Here is a 19978-nt window from a genome sequence, read left to right as displayed (position 1 = left end):
CTGGAACTTCTTCGCTTGTGCCATCTGGGTAACGAACGATCACTGTTCCGGATACTTCGCCTGGTTGTCCTACGGCTGTATTTGGTGCGCCATCTTTCCATTCAAACGTTGTTTTCGGTGGTAAGCTGTCCACATTGCCAATGCTGTTTCTTGCTTCTGGTACTGCTCCATTGTCCACTGTTTGGACTGTTGGTGCTGGTGTGTACGTGTCNGCTTGTCCTTTGACATTGACTTTCACTGGAACTTCTTCGCTTGTGCCATCTGGGTAATGGACGATTACTGTTCCTGAGACTTCGCCTGGTTGTCCTACGGCTGTATTTGGTGCCCCACCTTTCCATTCAAACGTTGTTTTCGGTGGTAAGCTGTCCACATTGCCAATGCTGTTCTTCGCTTCTGGTACTGCTCCATTGTCTACTGTTTGGACTTTTGGTGCTGGTGTGTACGTGTCGGCTTGTCCTTTGACATTGACTTTCACTGGAACTTCTTCGCTTGTGCCATCTGGGTAATGGACGATTACTGTTCCTGAGACTTCGCCTGGTTGTCCTACGGCTGTATTTGGTGCCCCACCTTTCCATTCAAACGTTGTTTTCGGTGGTAAGCTGTCCACATTGCCAATGCTGTTCTTCGCTTCTGGTACTGCTCCATTGTCTACTGTTTGGACTTTTGGTTGTGGATTGTATTCATCTTTTTGTGCACGAACATTTACAGTTACATTCACGGTATCTTTTGAGTCATCAGGATATGTTACAGTTACGCTACCTGCTTTATCTCCAGGTCCTGTTGTTGTACTTGGAGTTGTTGCCCATGTATAGGTTGTTCCTGCTGGTAATCCATTTTTATTAACACTTGTTCCTGCATCTGGTTTTACATCATAACTCACCGTTTGTTTTTGCACATTAGGAGTTGCAGTATATTTCGTTGTCATTGATTTGACGGTAATCGTAAATTGTCTTTGACTAGGATTGTCTGCATTATCTGTTACTTGAATAGTTGCAGTATAAGTTTTACTATCTTGTCCAACAGGTAATTTTGTTACTTCTTGAACTCCATTTTTAAATTTAATTGTCTTAGTCGCATTGTCATATACTAAGAAATCTGGTAAGCCCGTTACCGTTGTTGATTTAACACCAGTTCCTCCTGTATTATCAGTAGCTGCAACTTTTATAGAAGGTAATGTTCTATCCAATGCAATTAAATCCCAATTTTGTCTATCACTTGGTGTTGTGATCGTTGGAGCTGTTATGTCTTTTACTTCTAAAGGTATGTCAACTGGATCTGTCGTATTATCTAAATAAGTAACAGTCGCTTTAATCGTTTGAGTTCCTGCATTTGCTGTACTAATCGTTCCAGCAGTAACGGATTTCACCTTACTATTACCGTTATTACTAATAGCAACTGCTGCTTTTAAGTCATTATTTGTAACCGGAACATTTTGATTTCTAACGATTTTATTTCCTGTAGGAGCATATTCATCACTCAACTTACGAACACTTACAGTTACATTCACAGTATCTTTTGAAGTATCAGGATAAGTGACTTCTACTACCCCTGATTTATTACCAGGGCTTGATGTATCTGGTTTTGTTTTCCAAGCATAGGTTGTCCCTGATGGTAACCCTGTTTTATTGATACTTGCTTCTGCGCTTGGTTCATCTTTATAGCTAACTGTTTGTGTTTGAGAATTTGGAGTTGCTGTATATTTGAAAGTTTGTGGTTTCCATACAAAACGAATACGTCCTGGTGCTTCATTATCATTCGCATGACCTACATGTTCATAGTTCGTATTTCCAGCGGGATCTTCGGTGTATAAATAACGCGTGATTGATTTTTCACCGGCAAATGGTTGATTATTAATATTCCCACTCACCGTAATTGTTGCTGGTTGTGCATCTGAACCTGTAGTTTCAGATTTAATCTTAGTTGCTGTTAGATATAAGCCATCTGGGCTTCCTCCACCTAAATAGCTATTATCTTCTTGTCCTAGTCCCTGTCTATTGTCTGCTGGAAAAGCCAAATAAACTTTTGAAACTTTTCCATTATTATCTTTTGCTTTTAATGTAATATTATTATTTTCATGTGAATATACATAAATTTCTTGATTACCGGGATTATCATACGGAATTTCTACTGTCGGTCTAATATTATCAACAATCTCAACAGGAATATCGACTGTTTTCATCGTCGTATTTCCACGAAGAATTTCGATTTGTTTATGATGAACCGTTGGTCTTGAAGTATCTACAGTAGAACCACCTTTCCAACGAATCGTTAGATCAGTCGCTGGTGCAGTTCCATTTGAAAGTGTAATATAACTTCTAGCATCTCCTAGTTCACCACTTTGATGTTGATTAATACGTTTATCTTGTTTCCCTATAAAATCTAATACTGTATAAGGTGTCGATACATCTCTAACGGTTTTGTTTTGATAAGTTACCGTAACAACTGCATTTCGTGTTCCCGGTTGTTGTAGATTAAATGGCGTTTTCCATGTTACATCAACAGTTGATGGAAGTTCATTTCCTGTTTTTGACTTCACAAGATTTCTAGGATTTTTGTAGAAGTCTTGTGGATCTCCATATAATGCCGTGATGCTTTGATGTTTTGCTATTGCATCATTCGTTGCATTTGTTTGTATTGTCTTAGGTGCAAATCCATCTTTAAAGTGAATCGTCATTGTTTCACCATCAGCTGAAACTTCGGCATGATCATAGTCTACATGCACTGGTCTATTGACTACTCCAGGGTGTGCAGCCTCAAACTTTTTAATTAAATCAATTTTTTCAGCTTCCGTTAAGTGACGGACATCATCTACATAAGTTGGTGTTGCCAAATCATTAACCGTATTACGCTCACTTTGAGCTTTTACATGAAATGTATAAGTAATACTATTTTCTGGGTTCCTTCTTCCTGCCGCAATAGTTACTCTATAATCACCAGGCTCTACAGCTTCTCCCGTTTTATCATAACGTCCAAGCCACCCTCTTATTACCGCTTTAACTTCAGGATTATTAACGTTCCATAGACCACTTGTGATATCCTGAAAGTCTTCTTTTCCAGTACGAGGATTTATGTAAGCAACTCTCAGTGTTATACCTTTAAGCTTATCTAAACCACTAATAACACCTACAGTTTTTAAATAATACGGTGTTTTATCTTCTTTACCTCTATTTTCTCCATATGTATACCTATATAAAGGTTCTCCTGGACCTCTTTGACCTAACACTCTCATAAATGAGTATATTTCATCAGAATTATAATATGTCAAGTCTGTTCTTGCTTCAGTAACTAACCCAGCTTCTCCTCTTCCATGCTGATTTTGCGTAGGTAGAAAGTATACCGCTCTAAATCTACTCTCACCATTCCCATTAATCGGTTGTCCATTTCGTGGGTCACGTTTACCAGAATGAGCTCTTGTCATTCGATTTGCTACTTTATTTCGAAGACGTGTGACTTCTTTTAGGAGCGACTCTACCTCGTCCTCCCTGTTACTATCCTCAGAAAGTTTTTCAGCTGTTTTAACTAATTCTTTCTCAGCATCACTGAACTCATAATTTATTTGATTAGCTAAACTGTGAATTTCATTTACAGTTTCTGTAACTTTTGTTATTTTTTCTTTGCTTAAATCTGATTTCTCTTCTTTTTGAGGCTCAGCTTTTTCTCTAGACTCTGAGGCTTTTTCTTTTTCAGGTTTATCCTCTAATTTTTCAAAAGATTCTTTAAGAGCTTTCTCTTCTTTATCTACCTCTTCTTGACTTACTGTCGGACTTTCCATCAGTTGTTGTGCGCGCGACAAAGAAAGATTCAATTTCTCTACTGAATCTATAGTTTTTTTGCTTAAGTCTATATTCTTAATTTTTTCTATTAATTCGATTAAAGATTGTTTATTAACCTCTGTTTTAGCTACATCCTCTTTTTTATCGAGCTCATCAGATTTTTTTGATAATGGAGAAGTGACTCCCAAATTAATCTCATTATCTTCCTGCTTAATTATTTCCTCTTTAGATGTTTTACCTTTATCCCTATCATCTCCATCTTCTGCCGAGTTCATTGATGTAACAACTGAAGATGCCACTTCATCTGCTCTGACAACTTGTGTTTGTTGCAATCCTATTGCACCAGTTGCTAAAAAAAGAGTACAGCCAAAAAGAAAATGCTTCCCTTTTTTTACCATTCTCCAATTCTTTTGATTTATTCCTTTACGATTAAATAACATAACATAAATCCCTTAATAAAGCATTAATTAATACAGTTCATTATATCAAATTATTCAAAATTACTCTACCCTTTTCTTCCATATTTTATTTTAATGGATTGAATCTAGAGTGGTAAACTGCAACTTCTAAAATATTGCTAGAAATTTATTTGAATTTCCCAATCAGTTTATTCATATTTTATTTCATTCCACTATAATTCTGTAGAGGTTCTAGTATTGATACCGAAGCAGAGTCACAANGTATTAATTAAATATATTTTTAAGTATAACTTAACATTACTCAAACCCACTATGAATACATTAAATTTATAAAATGTAAACTAGGTCCCCACTCCCAAATCTCTCCTCTAAAGAAACACCTTTTTACGTATACCGCTTAGCATAATTCTTGAAAAATTCTATACTATTTATCGATTTAATACTTTATGAAATATTCAGAACCTAGATTGTCAAATTAAGTTAGATTTTTCATGTAACTCAGAAAAACTTGGTATGGTATTTGATAATTCAAAGACTTTCTAGGAATTCTATTTCTTTTATCAGCTTAGCTGATAAATAATTTTGAGAAATATTAGTAAAATCCATTTGTTTCGGTAGTCTATTTCGTCTTAATAAGCCATTAGAATGTTCATTGAGACCTCGTTGACTAGGACATCCTAGATACGCAATGAAAATATCAATGTCATGTGCTAAGACAAGTGTCACAACGTTATTCAGAATATAGCCTGATAGAGTGACCAACAGATGTACTTTGAATCCTCAGAACCAACGGTACTTAGAGGAATTGTATCCAATGTCGCCTAGTTCATGGAAAATACATGCTCAATGATTACGAACAGGTTGACAAAATGATAATGAAAAACTATCGATGATGACAATGCTATTTTGAGAAAGTTGAGTATTCATGGCTTGCCGAATGATTTGAACTAACCAAATCAACTGTCTTAACCATCGATTAAATCGACTTCTTTCAGGGAGACACCCACAAGGAAAGAGTTGGCATATCCGATAGAAATGACGAAGATGATTTAATGCCTAGTTCAGTCTGTAAAATAAGCAAAACTAATAAAGACTGAACTGAAACCTTAGACAAGCTGATATTGTTACGATGTTTGTAAGATTCGGGACATTATTCACTATATAGCTGAAGACAAATTTTGATAATTGTTTCAAAGTCCATTGCAAGTGATGAGATTTACCTGTATATTGTAAGTCGCTCATTGGGGCTAACCTCCTGTTTGTTTCGACACTTACAGTGTAGTCCTTTTAAGCTTTTTATTGTATTTTGAAAATAAATAGCACCACGAGTACAATTTATTAAAATCAATTATTGGCTTGTTGTTATGGCATTCAAATTAACAACTCGGGGTTTGGGGATTCCCCAAAATTCAAATCATCCCAAAAGTTAGATTTTTTCTGTCTAACTTTTAGGGTGCAGTTCAATTTAACCGCGTTTCCTTATTTTAAAATCCTCATATGTCTTTCTTTTTTATGAGTAGCATAGTAGTATTCCAGCATCATAGTATTCCAGCATCGCATGATACAAACGAGCCTTCGTTTTATCTTGTTGTTTAATTCCATGAAGAAATAATTCTGCTCGCTTTAATTTCAATATGTATTCACATATCTGATCAAAATCCTTGTCCATATTACTTTTGAAAATAAACATCTTTTTCCTCCATCACATCAACTATTTTTTGCATCAAAATAGGCATATCCATTTTATTCTCATAGCTTATTCTCCCAACTACAGTTGCAAGACGGGCTATAGAATTGATATTCTTTCCGACTTGTTCCAACTCTTCTGTTAAAGGAACTAAACTTTCAGAGGTTATCAGAAGGTTATCACAAAGCTATTCGAGCTTAAAAATCGACAAAAAAGAGTTTGGGACAAAAAGATTTTTATTTCAGGAATTCTTTATTATAAGTTTTAAAAATCGATAGATTAGACAAAAAAAGCGAACAAGACAAAATTCTGAGTGTCAGATACCTCGTTTTGTTCGCTTTTTATATTTAAGGTTAGACTTTTGTCCCAGACTCTTTGAAATATTGATATAATCGTATTGATTAACGTTTTGAGGCAACTGACCTCGTCAGGTTGCAGCCACATTTGTAAGCGACTAAAGTCACCACAACTGTGTCAATTGCACCAATTTATCAAGAAAGTACAAAAAAGAACACCCCGAAAGGTGCTCTTTGTAAGTATAGTAATTCTTTCGAATTAACGTTTACTAAATTGTGATGCTTTACGAGCTTTCTTAAGACCTGGTTTCTTACGTTCAACTTTACGTGAGTCACGTGTAAGAAGTCCTGCGCGTTTCAATGAATCGCGGAAGTCTGGGTCTACTTGAAGAAGGGCACGAGCGATACCGTGACGGATAGCTCCTGATTGACCAGCGTATCCACCACCTACAACGTTAACGAAAACGTCGTATGAACCTGCAGTTGAAGTAACTGCGAATGGTTGGTTGATGACAAGACGAAGGTCAGCGTGTGGGATGTACTCTTCAACATCTTTTTTGTTAACAGTGATTTTACCAGTTCCTGGAACAAGGCGAACGCGTGCAACAGCGTTTTTACGACGTCCAGTACCTGCATATTGTGCTTGTGACATACTTTATTGTTCCTTTCCTTAGATAAGTCCTGAAATGTCAAGAACTTCTGGTTGTTGTGCAGCGTGAGTGTGCTCAGCTCCAACAAATACTTTCAACTTCATACCTTGAGCGCGTCCAAGAGTATTGTGTGGAAGCATACCTTTAACTGATTTCTCGATCAAACGTACTGCATTTTTAGAACGAAGTTCACCTGCAGAGATTTGTTTCAATCCACCTGGGTGGTTTGAGTGAGTGTAATAGATTTTATCAGTTGCTTTTTTACCAGTCAATTTAACTTTTTCAGCATTGATAACAATTACAAAGTCACCTGTATCAGTGTGTGGTGTAAATGTTGGTTTGTTTTTTCCGCGAAGTACGCTAGCAACTACTGCAGAAAGACGTCCAAGTGGTACATCAGTTGCGTCAACTACGTACCATTTACGTTCAACTTGGCCTGGTTTAGCCATAAATGTTGTTTTGTTCATGATTTCTCCTATATATAGTTCGATTTTTGTTTACGGTGATGGGTGTTCCTTCCCATCGAAAAGTATTTGGAAGGTTCCGGGGCCTTTCAAATGGGGTAAACAATACCGCCTACTATAATACCAAATTTCACCCCTAAAAGTCAATAGATATGAAAAATATTTTTCTGAATTCCACTCTTTTTATCTCTAAAAAACCTCGCTTTCGCGAGGCTCTTCTATTTATAAGATAAGGCACGTTTAAAGGTTTTCCAAGGACCTAAATCATCTGTTTGCAGAACGAGACTAGCATACATACGTCCGATAAAGACTGTTGCCGTTACTGCAAAAGCAATCGTAATAGCAAGCGAAATCCAAGCTTCTAACCCATTTGCATAACCATTAATAGCTCTAAACGGCATGAAGAAAGTCGAAATAAAGGGAATATATGAACCAATCTTCAAGATGAGATTGTCACCAGCTGCACCTAGAGCTGTCACTCCAAAAAAACCACCTATAATCAAAATCATCAAAGGCGACAAGGCTTTTCCTGCATCCTCAGGACGAGAAACCATAGAACCTAGGAAGGCTGCTAAAACAACGTACATAAAGAGGCTAACCAAGACAAACAATAAGGTGTTGAGCGAGAAAGCCTCTCCTATATGGTTTAAAATACCAGATTGTGCCAAGACTGGTAGGTCTTTAAAGAGAAGAATGGCAGCAAGTCCACCCACGACGTAAATGCCAATATGGGTCAAAATCACAAGAAGCAGAGCCAGCATGCGAGCGTAGAAATAATGACTAGCTCGGATACTAGAGAAGACCACCTCCATAATTTTGGTTCCTTTCTCGCTAGCCACTTCCTGAGCAGTGACACTAGCATAGGTAATCAAAATCATATAAAGGAAGAGACCAAGCCCTGCGGCCGCAAAGGTTTGAATCATTTTTTTATTTTCCTTGGATTCATCAATTTTCTCCGTAAAGTTAACTGTTTGTTCCAAGCGTTTTTCCTGTTCTTGTGACAAATTGGCTGCCGAACGATTGAGTTGATCTTGAAGCTCATTTAACTTGCTCGTTACTCCTAGCTTAATAGCAATCTCAAGGGAAGTTTCACCGTGATAAACTGCCTTCAAGACACTATCCTCTTGGTCAATGGTCAGATAACCTTTTAATTTTTCATCCTTTATAGCAGCTTGGGCACTGGCTTCATCCTTATAATCAAAGTTGATACCATTGGTACCCTTGAGCCCATCTTCCACAGATGGCACAGTTGTTACCACTGCTATCTTACTATTCTTGGCCATAGAAGACCCTTGGAGATAGCCAATTCCTACAGATAAGGCCAAAAAGAGGAACGGCGAAATCACCATAAAGAAGAAACTCCACGATTTGACATGTCGAAGATAGGTTTCCTTGATTACAACCCACATATTTCTCATACTTCTACCCCTGATTCTAGTTTAAAGATTTCATCGATTGTTGGCGCTTGCTGGTCAAAGGTTGCGATGTATTGCCCCTGAGTCAAGATTGGGAAGAGTTCCCTTCCAGCGCTCTCATCCTCTAAGATCAATTTCCAACTGCCTTGTTTGGTCAAACTTACCTGCTTGACATGAGGAAGATTTTCCAATTCTTCCTTGCTTCGTTCACTTGAAACAAAGAGACGCGTTTTCCCGTATTGATTGCGGACATCCTGAACTGGTCCATGCAAGACCACACGGCCATCTCGAATCATGAGAATATCGTCACAAAGCTCCTCGACGTTGGTCATGACATGGTCAGAAAAGATAATGGTTGCCCCACGTTCTTTTTCCTGAAAAATGACTTGCTTGAGCAATTCTGTATTGACCGGGTCCAATCCACTGAAAGGCTCATCCAAGATAATCAAGTCTGGCTCATGAATCAGAGTAATGATGAGCTGAATCTTCTGCTGATTTCCTTTTGACAGGCTCTTAATTTTATCAGTCAGCTTTCCTTTCACTTCCAACCTCTTCATCCATTGAGGGAGTTTTTCCTTGATTTCCTTAGCATCCATGCCCTTTAGAGTCGCCAAGTAGCGAACTTGTTCAAGGACTGTCAATTTAGGCATGAGACTGCGTTCTTCAGGCAGATAGCCAATCCGAGCATAGGTCTCCTGACGAATATCCTGCCCATCCAGACTAATTTCTCCTTGGTATTCTAAAAACTTCAAAATACTGTGGAAAATCGTTGTTTTCCCAGCACCATTTTTTCCGACTAGTCCCAAAATACGACCTGGTCTCGCTTGAAAGTCAATACCAAACAAAACTTGCTTGGGTCCAAAACTTTTCTCTAGACTTCTTACTTCTAGCATCTTTCACCTCCGAAATGTCTTGCACTCATTATACTCCTTTTTGATAGCCTTTACAATGATTTCTGTCCATTTTTATCATCCTCATTTTAGTAAAAAATCTTAGGGTACTTTGAGTTATGAGTACATTATACACTGGTAAACTCCAATTTATCTTCTCTGTTCCTCAACTGTCTATTTTTGATCCTGAATTGTTATGTGAAAAGAAAAAATCCACCCCGAAGGATGGATTGATACTTTAACGCACTTCTGCATTGACTTTTTCTTCGAGAGACGCTTGGATTTTTTCCATATAGCGTGCGACTTCTTCGTCCGTTAAGCTATCTTCCGGATTTTGGAAGGTCAAGCTATAAGCCATTGACTTCATACCAAGTCCCAATTTCTCACCTGAGAAGACGTCAAAGAGTTTGATATCTGTCAAACGTTTCACGCCTGCAGCTTGGATGGCGTCTACAACTTCTTGGTGAGTCACTTCTGCCTTGAGAAGGAGGGCAACGTCACGGCTGACTGCTGGGAATTTGGTGATTTCCACAAATGGAGCAGCTGGTCGAAGGGCAGCTTCGATGGCTGAAAGGTTGAGCTCAGCCACATACGTTTCTGGAATATCGTAGGCCTTAGCAGTGACTGGGTGTACTTGACCAAGGAAACCAAGAACTTGGTCACCGAGTGAAATGACTGCTGTACGACCTGGATGAAGGCTAGCGATTTCAGATGTTGCTGTATAAGTTACTTGGAGTCCCAAACGAGCAAAGAGGGCTTCAAGGATGCCTTTAGCATAGAAGAAATCAACTGGAACTGCTGCTGTTTGGAAATCTTTTTCAGCAACCAAGCCTGTCAAGGCAAAGGCAAAGCTATTAATTTCATTTGGAAGTTCTTCTTTTGGATTGCCTGTTTGTTCAAAGACTTTTCCGATCTCGTAAAGGGCCAAGTTTTTGTTCTTACGAGCCACGTTGTAGGCAACAGTATCAAGGATACCTGAGATCATATTTTGACGGAGGACAGAACGGTCCACAGTCATTGGCCACATGAGTTCCGTAAGGTTGCTTGGTTGAGCCGTAAACTCAACTGCTTTTTCAGGAGTTGTCAGAGCGTAGGTGATGATTTCTGTCAAACCTGCTCCTTCAGCAATGGTACGAACTTGACGGCGAAGTTTTTGTGTCGCAGTCAATTCACCAGCTGTCCCATCGTCTTTTGGAAGGCTGGTTGGCAAGCGGTCATATCCATAGATACGAGCGATTTCTTCAAAGAGGTCTGCCTCGATGGTGATATCCCAGCGACGGCGTGGGACACTGACTGTAAAGCTATCTGCATTGCCAGAAAGACCAAATCCAAGACGACGGAAGACGTCTTCTACATCAGCATAAGAAAGATCAGTTCCGAGGACACGGTTAACATCAGCAAGAGTTGAAGAAACTTCCACATCAGAGGTATCAAGCTCACCCGCTGAAACGATACCCTTACGCACCGTCGCACCTGCAAGTTCTGCAATCATGCTAGCCGCCGCATCAAGGGCTTCGTTAACAGTTGCCACATTAATCCCTTTTTCAAAGCGAGAAGATGACTCAGAACGAAGGTTGAGACGTCCGCTAGTCTTGCGGATTGATTTTCCGTTGAAGACTGCAGCTTCAAGGACGACACGACTAGACTTTTCAGAGATTTCTGTTGCTTGACCACCCATAACACCTGCAAGAGCTACTGGCTTGTCTGCGACAGTGATGACTAGGTCATTCACGTCCAAATCACGTTCTTCACCGTCCAAGGTCACCAATTTTTCACCAGCACGCGCTTCACGCACACGGATGTCAGTTCCTTCAAAGGTATCCAAGTCAAAGGCATGCATTGGTTGACCAAAGTAGAGCAGGATGTAGTTGGTCACGTCCACTACGTTATTGATGGGACGAATACCTTCGTTCATGAGGAGATTTTGCAACCATTGTGGACTTGGTTCGATGGTCACATTGTCCAAGATACGAGCAGCATAGTAAGGCGCCTTGTCTGTCTCAATACCTACAGAAAGGGCATCTGCTGCAGCTTGGTCAGTTTCTGAAAGAGTAAATTCTTTAAAGTTGACCGCCTTGTCATAGATGGATGCAACTTCGTGAGCTACTCCACGCATAGAAAGAGCGTCCGCACGGTTTGGTGTGATAGAAAGTTCGATGATTTCATCATCCAAGTCTAGGTAAGAGAAGACTTCATCCCCAGGAACGGCATTTTCTGGCAAGATTTGGATGCCATCTGCGAATTCCTTAGGTACAACTGAGTCAGAAATTCCCAATTCACCAAGTGAACAGATCATCCCAAGTGACTCAAGACCGCGGATTTTCCCTTTTTTGATCTTGTAATTGTCAGCGATGCGAGCTCCCGGAAGTGCCACCATGACCTTGATGCCTGCACGCACATTCGGTGCACCACAGACGATTTGACGGTCTTCTTCTTCGCCAACGTTAACCTGACAAACATGGAGGTGAGTTTCTGGCACATCTTCGCAAGACAAGACCTCACCGACGACAATTTTTGAGAGACCAGCAGCTGGTGATTCGACACCCTCTACCTCGATCCCTGTAGTTGACATTTTTTCAGCCAACTCCTGTGATGGCACATCAATGTCCACCAATTCTTTTAACCATTTATAAGATACAAGCATAATTTAGTTTTCCAGAATGACAGTTGTCACTCTAGTTCTTTTCCTTTCCTATCATTTCAATAGAAGAATCATCTTCTTACCTTAATTTCTTTCTCAGTAACCAATCCGTATCTACTTTTTGACCAACCATAAAATGATGTTGGCTAAATTTTTCAAAACCATATCGATTATAAAACGCTTGAGCTTTTGTATTATGCTCCCAAACACCTAACCAAGCCCAGGAAAAACTATTTTTTGTAGCAAGTTCCAGAGCAAATTCAAACAGTTGCTTACCTAGTCCAAATCCTTGGAATTTTTGTAGCACATAGAGACGTTGAATTTCAAAAGCATCCTCTAATTCTCTCTCAGTCTGAGCACTTCCCCAGTTGACTTTGAGAAAACCAGCTATCTCCTCTTCATGCATAATGAAATAGGTTTCGGATTCTGGATTTTCCAACTCAGTTGACAAAACTCTCAAACTATAAGCCTCTTCAAAGTATTCCTGTAACTGCTCTTCTGTATTATCATGAGCAAATGTTTCACGAAAGGTTTGTTTGGCAATTTTGGACAACACCCCAACATCTGCCTTTTCTACTTTTCTAATCATTATTTAAACTGTTCTGAGAAGCGGACATCGCCTTGGTAGAATCCACGGATATCGTTGATTCCATAACGGAGCATAGCTACACGCTCTTGTCCAAGACCAAAGGCAAATCCAGAGTAAACAGTCGCATCGATACCACTCATTTCAAGGACACGTGGGTGAACCATACCGGCCCCCATAATTTCGATCCAACCTGTTTTCTTACATACGTTACAGCCTTCTCCACCACACTTGAAGCAAGAAACATCCACCTCAACAGATGGCTCTGTGAATGGGAAGTAAGATGGGCGCAGACGGATCTGACGCTCTTCACCGAACATTTTTTGCACAATCAACTGAAGGGTTCCTTGAAGATCAGCCATAGAGATATTTTTCCCAACAACCAAGCCTTCAATTTGGTGGAACTGGTGACTGTGGGTCGCATCGTCTGTGTCACGACGGAACACACGCCCTGGTGAGATCATTTTCAAAGGGCCTTTAGAGAAATCATGAGCATCCATTGCACGCGCTTGAACTGGAGACGTGTGAGTACGGAGTAAGATCTCTTCTGTGATATAGAAAGTGTCCTGCATATCACGAGCTGGGTGGTCTTTTGGAAGGTTCATACGCTCAAAGTTATAGTAGTCTTGCTCCACTTCAAAACCATCCACGACTTGGTAACCCATCCCAATGAAAATATCTTCGATTTCCTCACTGGTTTGTGTGAGGACATGACGGTGACCAGTCGCAACTGGACGACCTGGAAGCGTCACATCGATACTCTCGCTAGCCAGTTGAGCCGCGACTTTCTTTTCTTCCAAGAGCTTAGCTGTTTCTTCAAAGGCAGCTGTCAAGACATCACGAGCTTCATTGACGTGTTTCCCAATGATTGGACGCATCTCAGCAGAAACATCTTTCATCCCTTTGAGGATTTCAGTGAGCGAACCCTTTTTACCAAGGACAGAGACACGCAAATCTTGCATCTCTTTTTCATTTTCAGCAGTAATCTGCTTCAAGCTAGCCAGCATTTCTTCGCGAAGCGCTTTTAATTGTTCTTCAATAGTTGACATATTTCCTCCATCAGTCGCTCGTAGATAAAAAGAAAACCACATGCCAAAAACTCCACTCGGAGCGTTGACACGCGGTACCATCCGTTTTCATCTGACAAGTCAGACCTTCATTTCTAAATCCATGCGCAAGTGAATTCACCCAGCTTTCATATAGAGAGCTTGCAGTCACGGCTCTCCTCCCTGATATACTTCCCTTGGGATACTAGTCTTGCAGATTTCTATTCAATTACTACATAGTTTATCAGATTTTTAGTTAAAAAACAAGTTAGATTAGACTAATTTCAGTATAAAACTCGTTCCTTTTTCTGTTGCTCCATTTTCCACAAATCCAAGCGACTTGAAACACCTCCTAGAAGCATGATTGTAGGTGTAGATTTCCTTGACTCTCAATTCTTTCCATCCTTTTACTCGAGCCAATTCAATCAAAGCACTCAGAATCTTTTTTCCAAGTCCTCGATGTTGGTAAGCGGGATTCCCAATCACAATGGGAAGATTATCATGAGATAGTGTAACATCCCCAATTGGAAACCATTCTCCCTTCTCCTTGACTTCAATCCAAAAAAGCTCCCCATGCTGATCCAAATAGGAATACATGGCTTCCAAAGTTTCTTGACTATAAGGAAGCTTCACCCCATCTACGAGGTAAACTAAGTCCACATTCTGATACCAAGCAAAAGCTTCCTCGCAATGATTGACCTTATAATAAGGAACAAGACGCAGTGAATTATCTATTTGTAAAATCCGTTTCATCTGCTTTCCTTTTCAATAAGAGAGTTGCTGCTTGATTAAAACCATCACACCAGTTATACCATTTTGCTTCATACTCATCTTGAGCTAAGATATGATTTTTTAAATCCAGAACAGAGTAAATTTTTCTTTCTTCGCAGGCTTGCGCATAGAGATGATATAGTTCATCACCACCATCTCTATCAAACTCAGCAGAAATCGTATCCCGACCTGCCAATAAAGCCTGATAAGCCCTGTGATGCCCATCTGTAATCAACAAGCAATCTCCAAAGGCAAGAATACTGATTGGATCGACTTGGATTGTTTCTGCCGACTGGTAAAGCATCTGAATATCTTGCAACTTCTTTTCTGATAAGTATAGTTGAGTCGGATGAAGATCTGCTATATTGACTTTCATTTCTTTCTCCTAAAGGGAATTTGATACTCAATTCTGCTTGCCTTTAAATCGCCATTGGAATCGGAGCTTGTCATAGAAGGGAAACTCGATAAACAGGACTCCCAAACCCACACAGAGACTGGCAAGGACATCTGATGGATAATGAACTCCCAGATAGACTCTTGATACCAGCACACTGACTAGGTAAAGAGCAAGGATAATTTGCACGACTTTTCTCCAGACTGGATTTTTCATCCGTTGACTGAGAATGACAATCAGAGAGCCGACCATCAAGGTTACAGCCAGAGAATGTCCACTTGGAAAAGAAAATCCCTTCTCCTCTACCAAGTGTAAGATATCTGGTCGTGGGCGCTGATAAATATTTTTAAAGGTCACGATTAAAAGACCTGCCAAAGCCAGATTTCCCAGCATAAAGAAACTTTCTATCTTCCATCGCTTACGATAAAAGACAAAAGCTGTAATGACAACCCAAGTGATAATCACTGGAATATCAATCAAGCGTGTGATGGCGCGGAAAAGAATAGTCAAATAATCTGGTAAGTCTCCTCGAACGGCAGTCTGTATCGGTTGGTCAAAACCGACCAGCGTTTCAGGGTAAAATTTGACCATGTAGCCAAGAATAACGAAAAGTAAAAGGGCAAAACTGCCCTTCATTAAAAATGTTTGTTTATCTTTCATAATGTTTTAAGGTTGGTTTCAAAAGGACGTACAACAACCAGAATGAAACGGCAAAGATTACACCCTCAATCAAGTTAAAAGGTAATACCATGGTCATTAGGTAGTTGGAAAGTCCCAAAATTTTTCCAATATCAAAGTTAGCAAACTTAGCGTACAAAGGAACAGCGTAAACATAGTTGAGAACCAACATTGCCACAGTTAAACCAACAGTCCCAGCTAGAGAGCCTAGTAGGAAACGAAGGGTTGTCCGTTCCTTTTTCCAAATCAAAGCAAAGACGATGACAAAAACTCCCAAAGCTACGATATTCATTGGCAAACCAATGTAAGTATTCACTCCCTGGCTATTAAGAAGCAACTTCAAGAGTGAGCGAAGCAAGAGAACTCCTAGAGCAGCAGGCAAATCCATGACCACCAAACCCACAAGGACTGGCAAGATACTAAATTCGATCTTGAGGAAGGACGCCGCTGGTAAAAGCGGAAAGTCAAAGTACATCAGCACAAATGAGATGGCTGATAAAATCGCAATGGTCGAAAGTCGACGTGTGTTTGTCATAACAGGTTCCTCCAATTTTCTATAAAATCAGAAGAAGTTAGAAAGGATTCCTCTATCTATTCTCACTTTTTATATCCCAAAAGTTCCCTCTCACTCTATTAAAGAAAACAAAAGCAAGCGGTTACAATCTAGCTATAAATCTATCAGAACAGACAAAGCTATTCTTTCGTCTTCTCCCATCCAGACTATACTGTCGGTTGTGGAATCTCACCACATCAGCTTGCGCTCGCGGACTTATTTAACTAAGATATTTTGGATTAATCTAGGCGTCGCAGTCGAAGATAATACTTAAAGTATATCGAGACAAGACAACAACGAGAAAGCTAAAATAGCTCGTCAAATTTACCGCCGGTCGGGAATTTCACCCTGCCCTGAAGACTCTTTTATCATAACAAAAAACGCTTGCAAGCGCAAGCATTTAGTTCATTTTCATTTTTTATTTCAATTTATCCACTTCATAGGTATGAACAAGCTCAAGACCTGCAAAGTTCTGCTGGCGAAGAGCCTCATAGACAATCATACAGACGGTATTAGACACATTGAGACTGCGAACATGTTCATCATTCATAGGAATACGGAGAGCCTTCTCAGGATGTTCTCGCATAAAGTCCTCAGGTAAACCCTTGTCTTCGCGTCCAAAGAGAAAATAATGGTCTTCGTTAGTCGATAAATCCACATCAGAATACACTTTCTCAGCGAATTTCGAAATCAGATAGAGTTTTCCCTTCATCTGAGACATGAAATCTTCTAAACTGTCGTAAAAATAAATCTCTAGCTTATCCCAATAATCCAACCCAGCTCGCTTCATCTTGCGGTCATCGATAGGAAAGCCCATGGGCTTGATGATGTGGAGGAAAGAATTAGTCGCAGCGCAAGTACGCGCGATATTGCCTGTATTTTGTGGAATTTGTGGTTCAAATAATACAATGTGATTTGTCATGACTTGCTTCCTTTTACCATTGCAAAAAAATAGCCACACTGCCCGGAGTCAAGCTCAGCAAACAGCGTGGTTAAGGCATCGTTAACTTACCTCACAACAGGTTTGAAGTAAATCAGCGAAACTACTTTCTTAGTATAACACTTTCAGAATCATTGTCAATAGAAACGACTTGATTTTTTCAATTTTTTCAAGCTATTTCCAAGGGTTGTAAAATCGTCCGTGATTCTGCAAGATAAGTAGTAAACTAGCTACTAAAAACAATGCTGCCAAGAGCAAGGTAAGATAATCTCCTTTTTTCAAGGCCTGATAACTATACCAAGTGCGCTTTTTCTCTTTTCCAAAGCGCCGAAGCTCCATAGCTGTAGCTATAGTATCAATGCGTTCTAGCGAGCTGAAAATCAAGGGAGTAATAATGCGCAGATTGCCTTTGATTCGTTGCATGAGAGAAGCTTTCTTGGATAATTCCATCCCACGCGCTTCCTGAGACATCTTGATAGTAAAGAATTCTTCCTGCAAATCTGGAATATAGCGCAAAGTCAGGCTGACTGAATAGGCAATCTTGTAAGGCACACCAATTTGATTTAAACTGGAAGCAAACTGACTAGGGTGGGTTGTCATCAAAAAAATAATCGCTAAAGGAATGGTGCAAAGGTACTTAATAGCCAAATTTAGCAGATAAAAGAGCTCTTGACTGGTCAGAGTGTAGGCACCGATTCCCTGCCAAATCACACTTCTCTCTCCGTAAAGTCCAACCCCATACTCGGGAGAAAAGAGATAGACCATCAAGACGTTTAAAATCGCAAATACCGTCGCAAAAACTGCTACAAAGGAAACATCTTTAAAACGGATTTCTGACAAATAGAGGAGAAAGACCGAAAAGATGGCAATCAGAACAAGCAGTCTGGTATCATAGCTAATCATAGCCGCCAATGACACAAGGATGAAAAAGAGGAGTTTCCCAGCTCCTGACAAGCGATGAATCACAGTATCTCTATGCTGGTAACCAATTAATTTAGCTTGCATCCTTCTCTCCTTTCTTTGTAAAACGCCGTTAAAGCAAGTGGGTCCACGTCTAGTTTCTTGGCCAAGTTGAAGATTGAAGTTTCTTTTAGATTGGCTTTTACTAACAGCTCAGGATTGCTCAACAGACTAGCTGGATCAGTATCGGCAATCAATTCCCCATCCACCATGACAAGAGCTCTGTCTGAATAATCCAGCATCAATTGCATATCATGAGTAATCATGACAATGGTATGCCCTTTTTGATGTAACTTTTCGAGAAATTCCATAATCTCAGTATAGTTCTTCTGGTCTTGACCTGCTGTCGGTTCATCTAGGAGGATAATTTCAGCCCCTAAGACCAAAATCGATGCAATAGTCACACGTTTTTTCTGACCAAATGACAGGGCAGAAATGGGCCAATTACGGAATTCATAGAGACCACAGATTTTCAAGGTTTCATAGACTCTCGTTTCAATTTCCTTCTCGTCCACACCTCGCAAACGAAGTCCCAGAGCTACCTCATCAAAAATCATGCTGGTCGAAATCATTTGATTGGGATTTTGTAGCACATAGCCTACTCGTTCCGCCCGCTCTGCAACAGAATCTCCTTTTATATCCTGTCCTTCCCAAAGATAGCGACCTTCAGTCTGGATAAAGCTACTTATAGCCTTGGCTAGGGTTGACTTCCCTGCTCCATTTTTTCCGACAATGGCAATCTTTTCGCCCTTTTTAATATCCAGATAAATAGATTTCAAAATCGGTCTATCATCATAAGAAAAAGACAAATCCTCTAGTCTAAAGAGTGACTGCAATTCTGGGGTTTCTTTTACCAGTTCCGTCCGCAACTGAATCTGGCCTTTTGAGATAGACAAGTTGTCCAAATTTACTAATTGTTCTTCCTTAGCTAAATCCACACCCAATTGACGGAGAGTAGTGAGATAAAGGGGTTCTCGAATTCCATTTTGTGTCAATAAATCAGTCGCCAGTAACTGGTCAGGACTCCCATTAAAGAGGATACGACCATCGTTTATCAAGACAATCCGATCCACAGGGCGATGCAGAACATCCTCCAAACGGTGCTCGATAATAAGTGTCGTCGTCCCCTCCTCCTTATGAATCTGATCAATCAATTCGATAATATCCTGACCTGACTTGGGATCCAGATTGGCGAGTGGCTCATCAAACAAAAGAATCGGACTCTCATCAATCAAGACACCAGCCAGACTGACTCGCTGCTTTTGTCCACCAGACAAATCCTGAGGTCGCTGAGCTAGTAAAGGGAGAAGGTCCAGCTTTTCAGCCCATCTATGAACACGACCTTTCATGTCATCTAGAGCTGTCACGTCATTTTCTAGAGCAAAAGCCAAATCCTCTGCCACAGATAAGCCGATAAACTGCCCATCTGTATCCTGCAAAACCGTGCTAACCAGATGAGATTTATCATAGATACTCATATCAAAGGCCGCTTGCCCCTTGATCAAAAATTCTCCAGACGTCTGACCCTTGTAAATATTGGGAATAATTCCATTCAAACATTGACCCAAGGTCGACTTACCTGACCCAGATGGCCCAACAATTAAGACTTTCTCTCCCTTATAAATAGTCAAATCCACCCCTTGCAAGGTTGGTTCTTGTTGTGTTTCATACTGGAAAGAGAAATCCTTCCACTCAATTATAGCTTCTTTCATCTTACTCTCTTCATTCGCTTCTTAGACTTCTATTTTATCATAAATCGAACCCTTCTTGCAGACTCTTCTATTAAAAACTTAGCGCCAACAAGATTCCTAGCCT

16 protein-coding genes, 2 pseudogenes and 1 riboswitch are annotated in these 19978 nt (G+C 40.1%); all 18 genes and pseudogenes read right to left on the bottom strand.

The window, feature by feature from the left end:
- On the bottom strand, positions 1-2674 hold a 2674-nt coding region (locus D8836_RS11590), incomplete at its 3' end, for a Rib/alpha-like domain-containing protein (protein ID WP_474104095.1).
- A gap of 1993 nt (positions 2675-4667) precedes the next feature.
- Positions 4668-5434 (bottom strand): annotated as a pseudogene (locus D8836_RS01375) (transposase).
- 237 nt (positions 5435-5671) lie between these two features.
- Positions 5672-5882, bottom strand: a pseudogene (locus D8836_RS01370) (hypothetical protein).
- Positions 5863-6012, bottom strand: a complete 150-nt coding sequence (locus tag D8836_RS01365) for a hypothetical protein (RefSeq protein ID WP_260468260.1) — start codon at positions 6010-6012, stop codon at positions 5863-5865. The pseudogene D8836_RS01370 and the gene D8836_RS01365 overlap by 20 nt, the downstream one beginning before the upstream one ends.
- 422 nt (positions 6013-6434) lie before the next feature.
- Positions 6435-6827, bottom strand: a complete 393-nt coding sequence (gene rpsI / locus D8836_RS01360; RefSeq protein WP_000075964.1) for a 30S ribosomal protein S9 — start codon at positions 6825-6827, stop codon at positions 6435-6437.
- A gap of 18 nt (positions 6828-6845) precedes the next feature.
- Positions 6846-7292, bottom strand: coding sequence for a 50S ribosomal protein L13 (gene rplM, locus D8836_RS01355; RefSeq protein WP_001044624.1), 447 nt, complete (start codon positions 7290-7292; stop codon positions 6846-6848).
- A gap of 215 nt (positions 7293-7507) precedes the next feature.
- Positions 7508-8707, bottom strand: a complete 1200-nt coding sequence (locus tag D8836_RS01350) for an ABC transporter permease (RefSeq protein WP_125392915.1) — start codon at positions 8705-8707, stop codon at positions 7508-7510.
- Positions 8704-9597, bottom strand: a complete 894-nt coding sequence (locus tag D8836_RS01345) for an ABC transporter ATP-binding protein (protein WP_020902740.1) — start codon at positions 9595-9597, stop codon at positions 8704-8706. Before D8836_RS01345 ends, D8836_RS01350 begins: the two co-directional genes overlap by 4 nt.
- A 235-nt stretch (positions 9598-9832) precedes the next feature.
- A complete protein-coding gene (pheT, locus tag D8836_RS01340; RefSeq protein ID WP_125392914.1) occupies positions 9833-12238 on the bottom strand; it encodes a phenylalanine--tRNA ligase subunit beta in 2406 nt (801 codons plus the stop codon).
- Positions 12239-12314: 76 nt separating this feature from the next.
- Positions 12315-12824, bottom strand: a complete 510-nt coding sequence (locus D8836_RS01335; RefSeq protein WP_000619937.1) for a GNAT family N-acetyltransferase — start codon at positions 12822-12824, stop codon at positions 12315-12317.
- Positions 12824-13870, bottom strand: coding sequence for a phenylalanine--tRNA ligase subunit alpha (gene pheS, locus D8836_RS01330; protein ID WP_049547092.1), 1047 nt, complete (start codon positions 13868-13870; stop codon positions 12824-12826). Before pheS ends, D8836_RS01335 begins: the two co-directional genes overlap by 1 nt.
- A gap of 270 nt (positions 13871-14140) precedes the next feature.
- Positions 14141-14590, bottom strand: a complete 450-nt coding sequence (locus D8836_RS01325; RefSeq protein ID WP_185761575.1) for a GNAT family N-acetyltransferase — start codon at positions 14588-14590, stop codon at positions 14141-14143.
- Between the two features lie 4 nt (positions 14591-14594).
- Positions 14595-15014 carry a chromosome partitioning protein ParB gene (locus D8836_RS01320; protein ID WP_084930410.1) on the bottom strand — a complete coding sequence of 140 codons (420 nt, stop codon included), beginning with the start codon at positions 15012-15014 and terminating at the stop codon, positions 14595-14597.
- 27 nt (positions 15015-15041) lie between these two features.
- Positions 15042-15692, bottom strand: a complete 651-nt coding sequence (locus D8836_RS01315; RefSeq protein WP_125392912.1) for a phosphatase PAP2 family protein — start codon at positions 15690-15692, stop codon at positions 15042-15044.
- Positions 15682-16245, bottom strand: coding sequence for an ECF transporter S component (locus D8836_RS01310; protein ID WP_125392911.1), 564 nt, complete (start codon positions 16243-16245; stop codon positions 15682-15684). The genes D8836_RS01315 and D8836_RS01310 overlap by 11 nt, the downstream gene beginning before the upstream one ends.
- A gap of 164 nt (positions 16246-16409) precedes the next feature.
- Positions 16410-16628, bottom strand: a riboswitch (FMN riboswitch).
- 53 nt (positions 16629-16681) lie between these two features.
- Positions 16682-17185: a tRNA (cytidine(34)-2'-O)-methyltransferase gene (locus tag D8836_RS01305; protein WP_125392910.1), complete on the bottom strand. Its 504-nt coding sequence runs from the start codon at positions 17183-17185 to the stop codon at positions 16682-16684.
- Positions 17186-17377: 192 nt separating this feature from the next.
- A complete protein-coding gene (locus D8836_RS01300) occupies positions 17378-18208 on the bottom strand; it encodes an energy-coupling factor transporter transmembrane component T family protein (RefSeq protein WP_125392909.1) in 831 nt (276 codons plus the stop codon).
- Complete coding sequence (locus D8836_RS01295) at positions 18193-19875, bottom strand: ABC transporter ATP-binding protein (protein ID WP_125392908.1); 1683 nt, start codon at positions 19873-19875, stop codon at positions 18193-18195. Before D8836_RS01295 ends, D8836_RS01300 begins: the two co-directional genes overlap by 16 nt.
- Between the last annotated feature and the right edge of the window lie 103 nt (positions 19876-19978).

The sequence above is a fragment of the Streptococcus mitis genome, from assembly GCF_003942995.1.
GTDB lineage: Bacteria > Bacillota > Bacilli > Lactobacillales > Streptococcaceae > Streptococcus > Streptococcus mitis_CV.
Note: the sequence above shows the minus strand (reverse complement) of the source record. Positions and strands in the feature narration are given on the sequence as shown.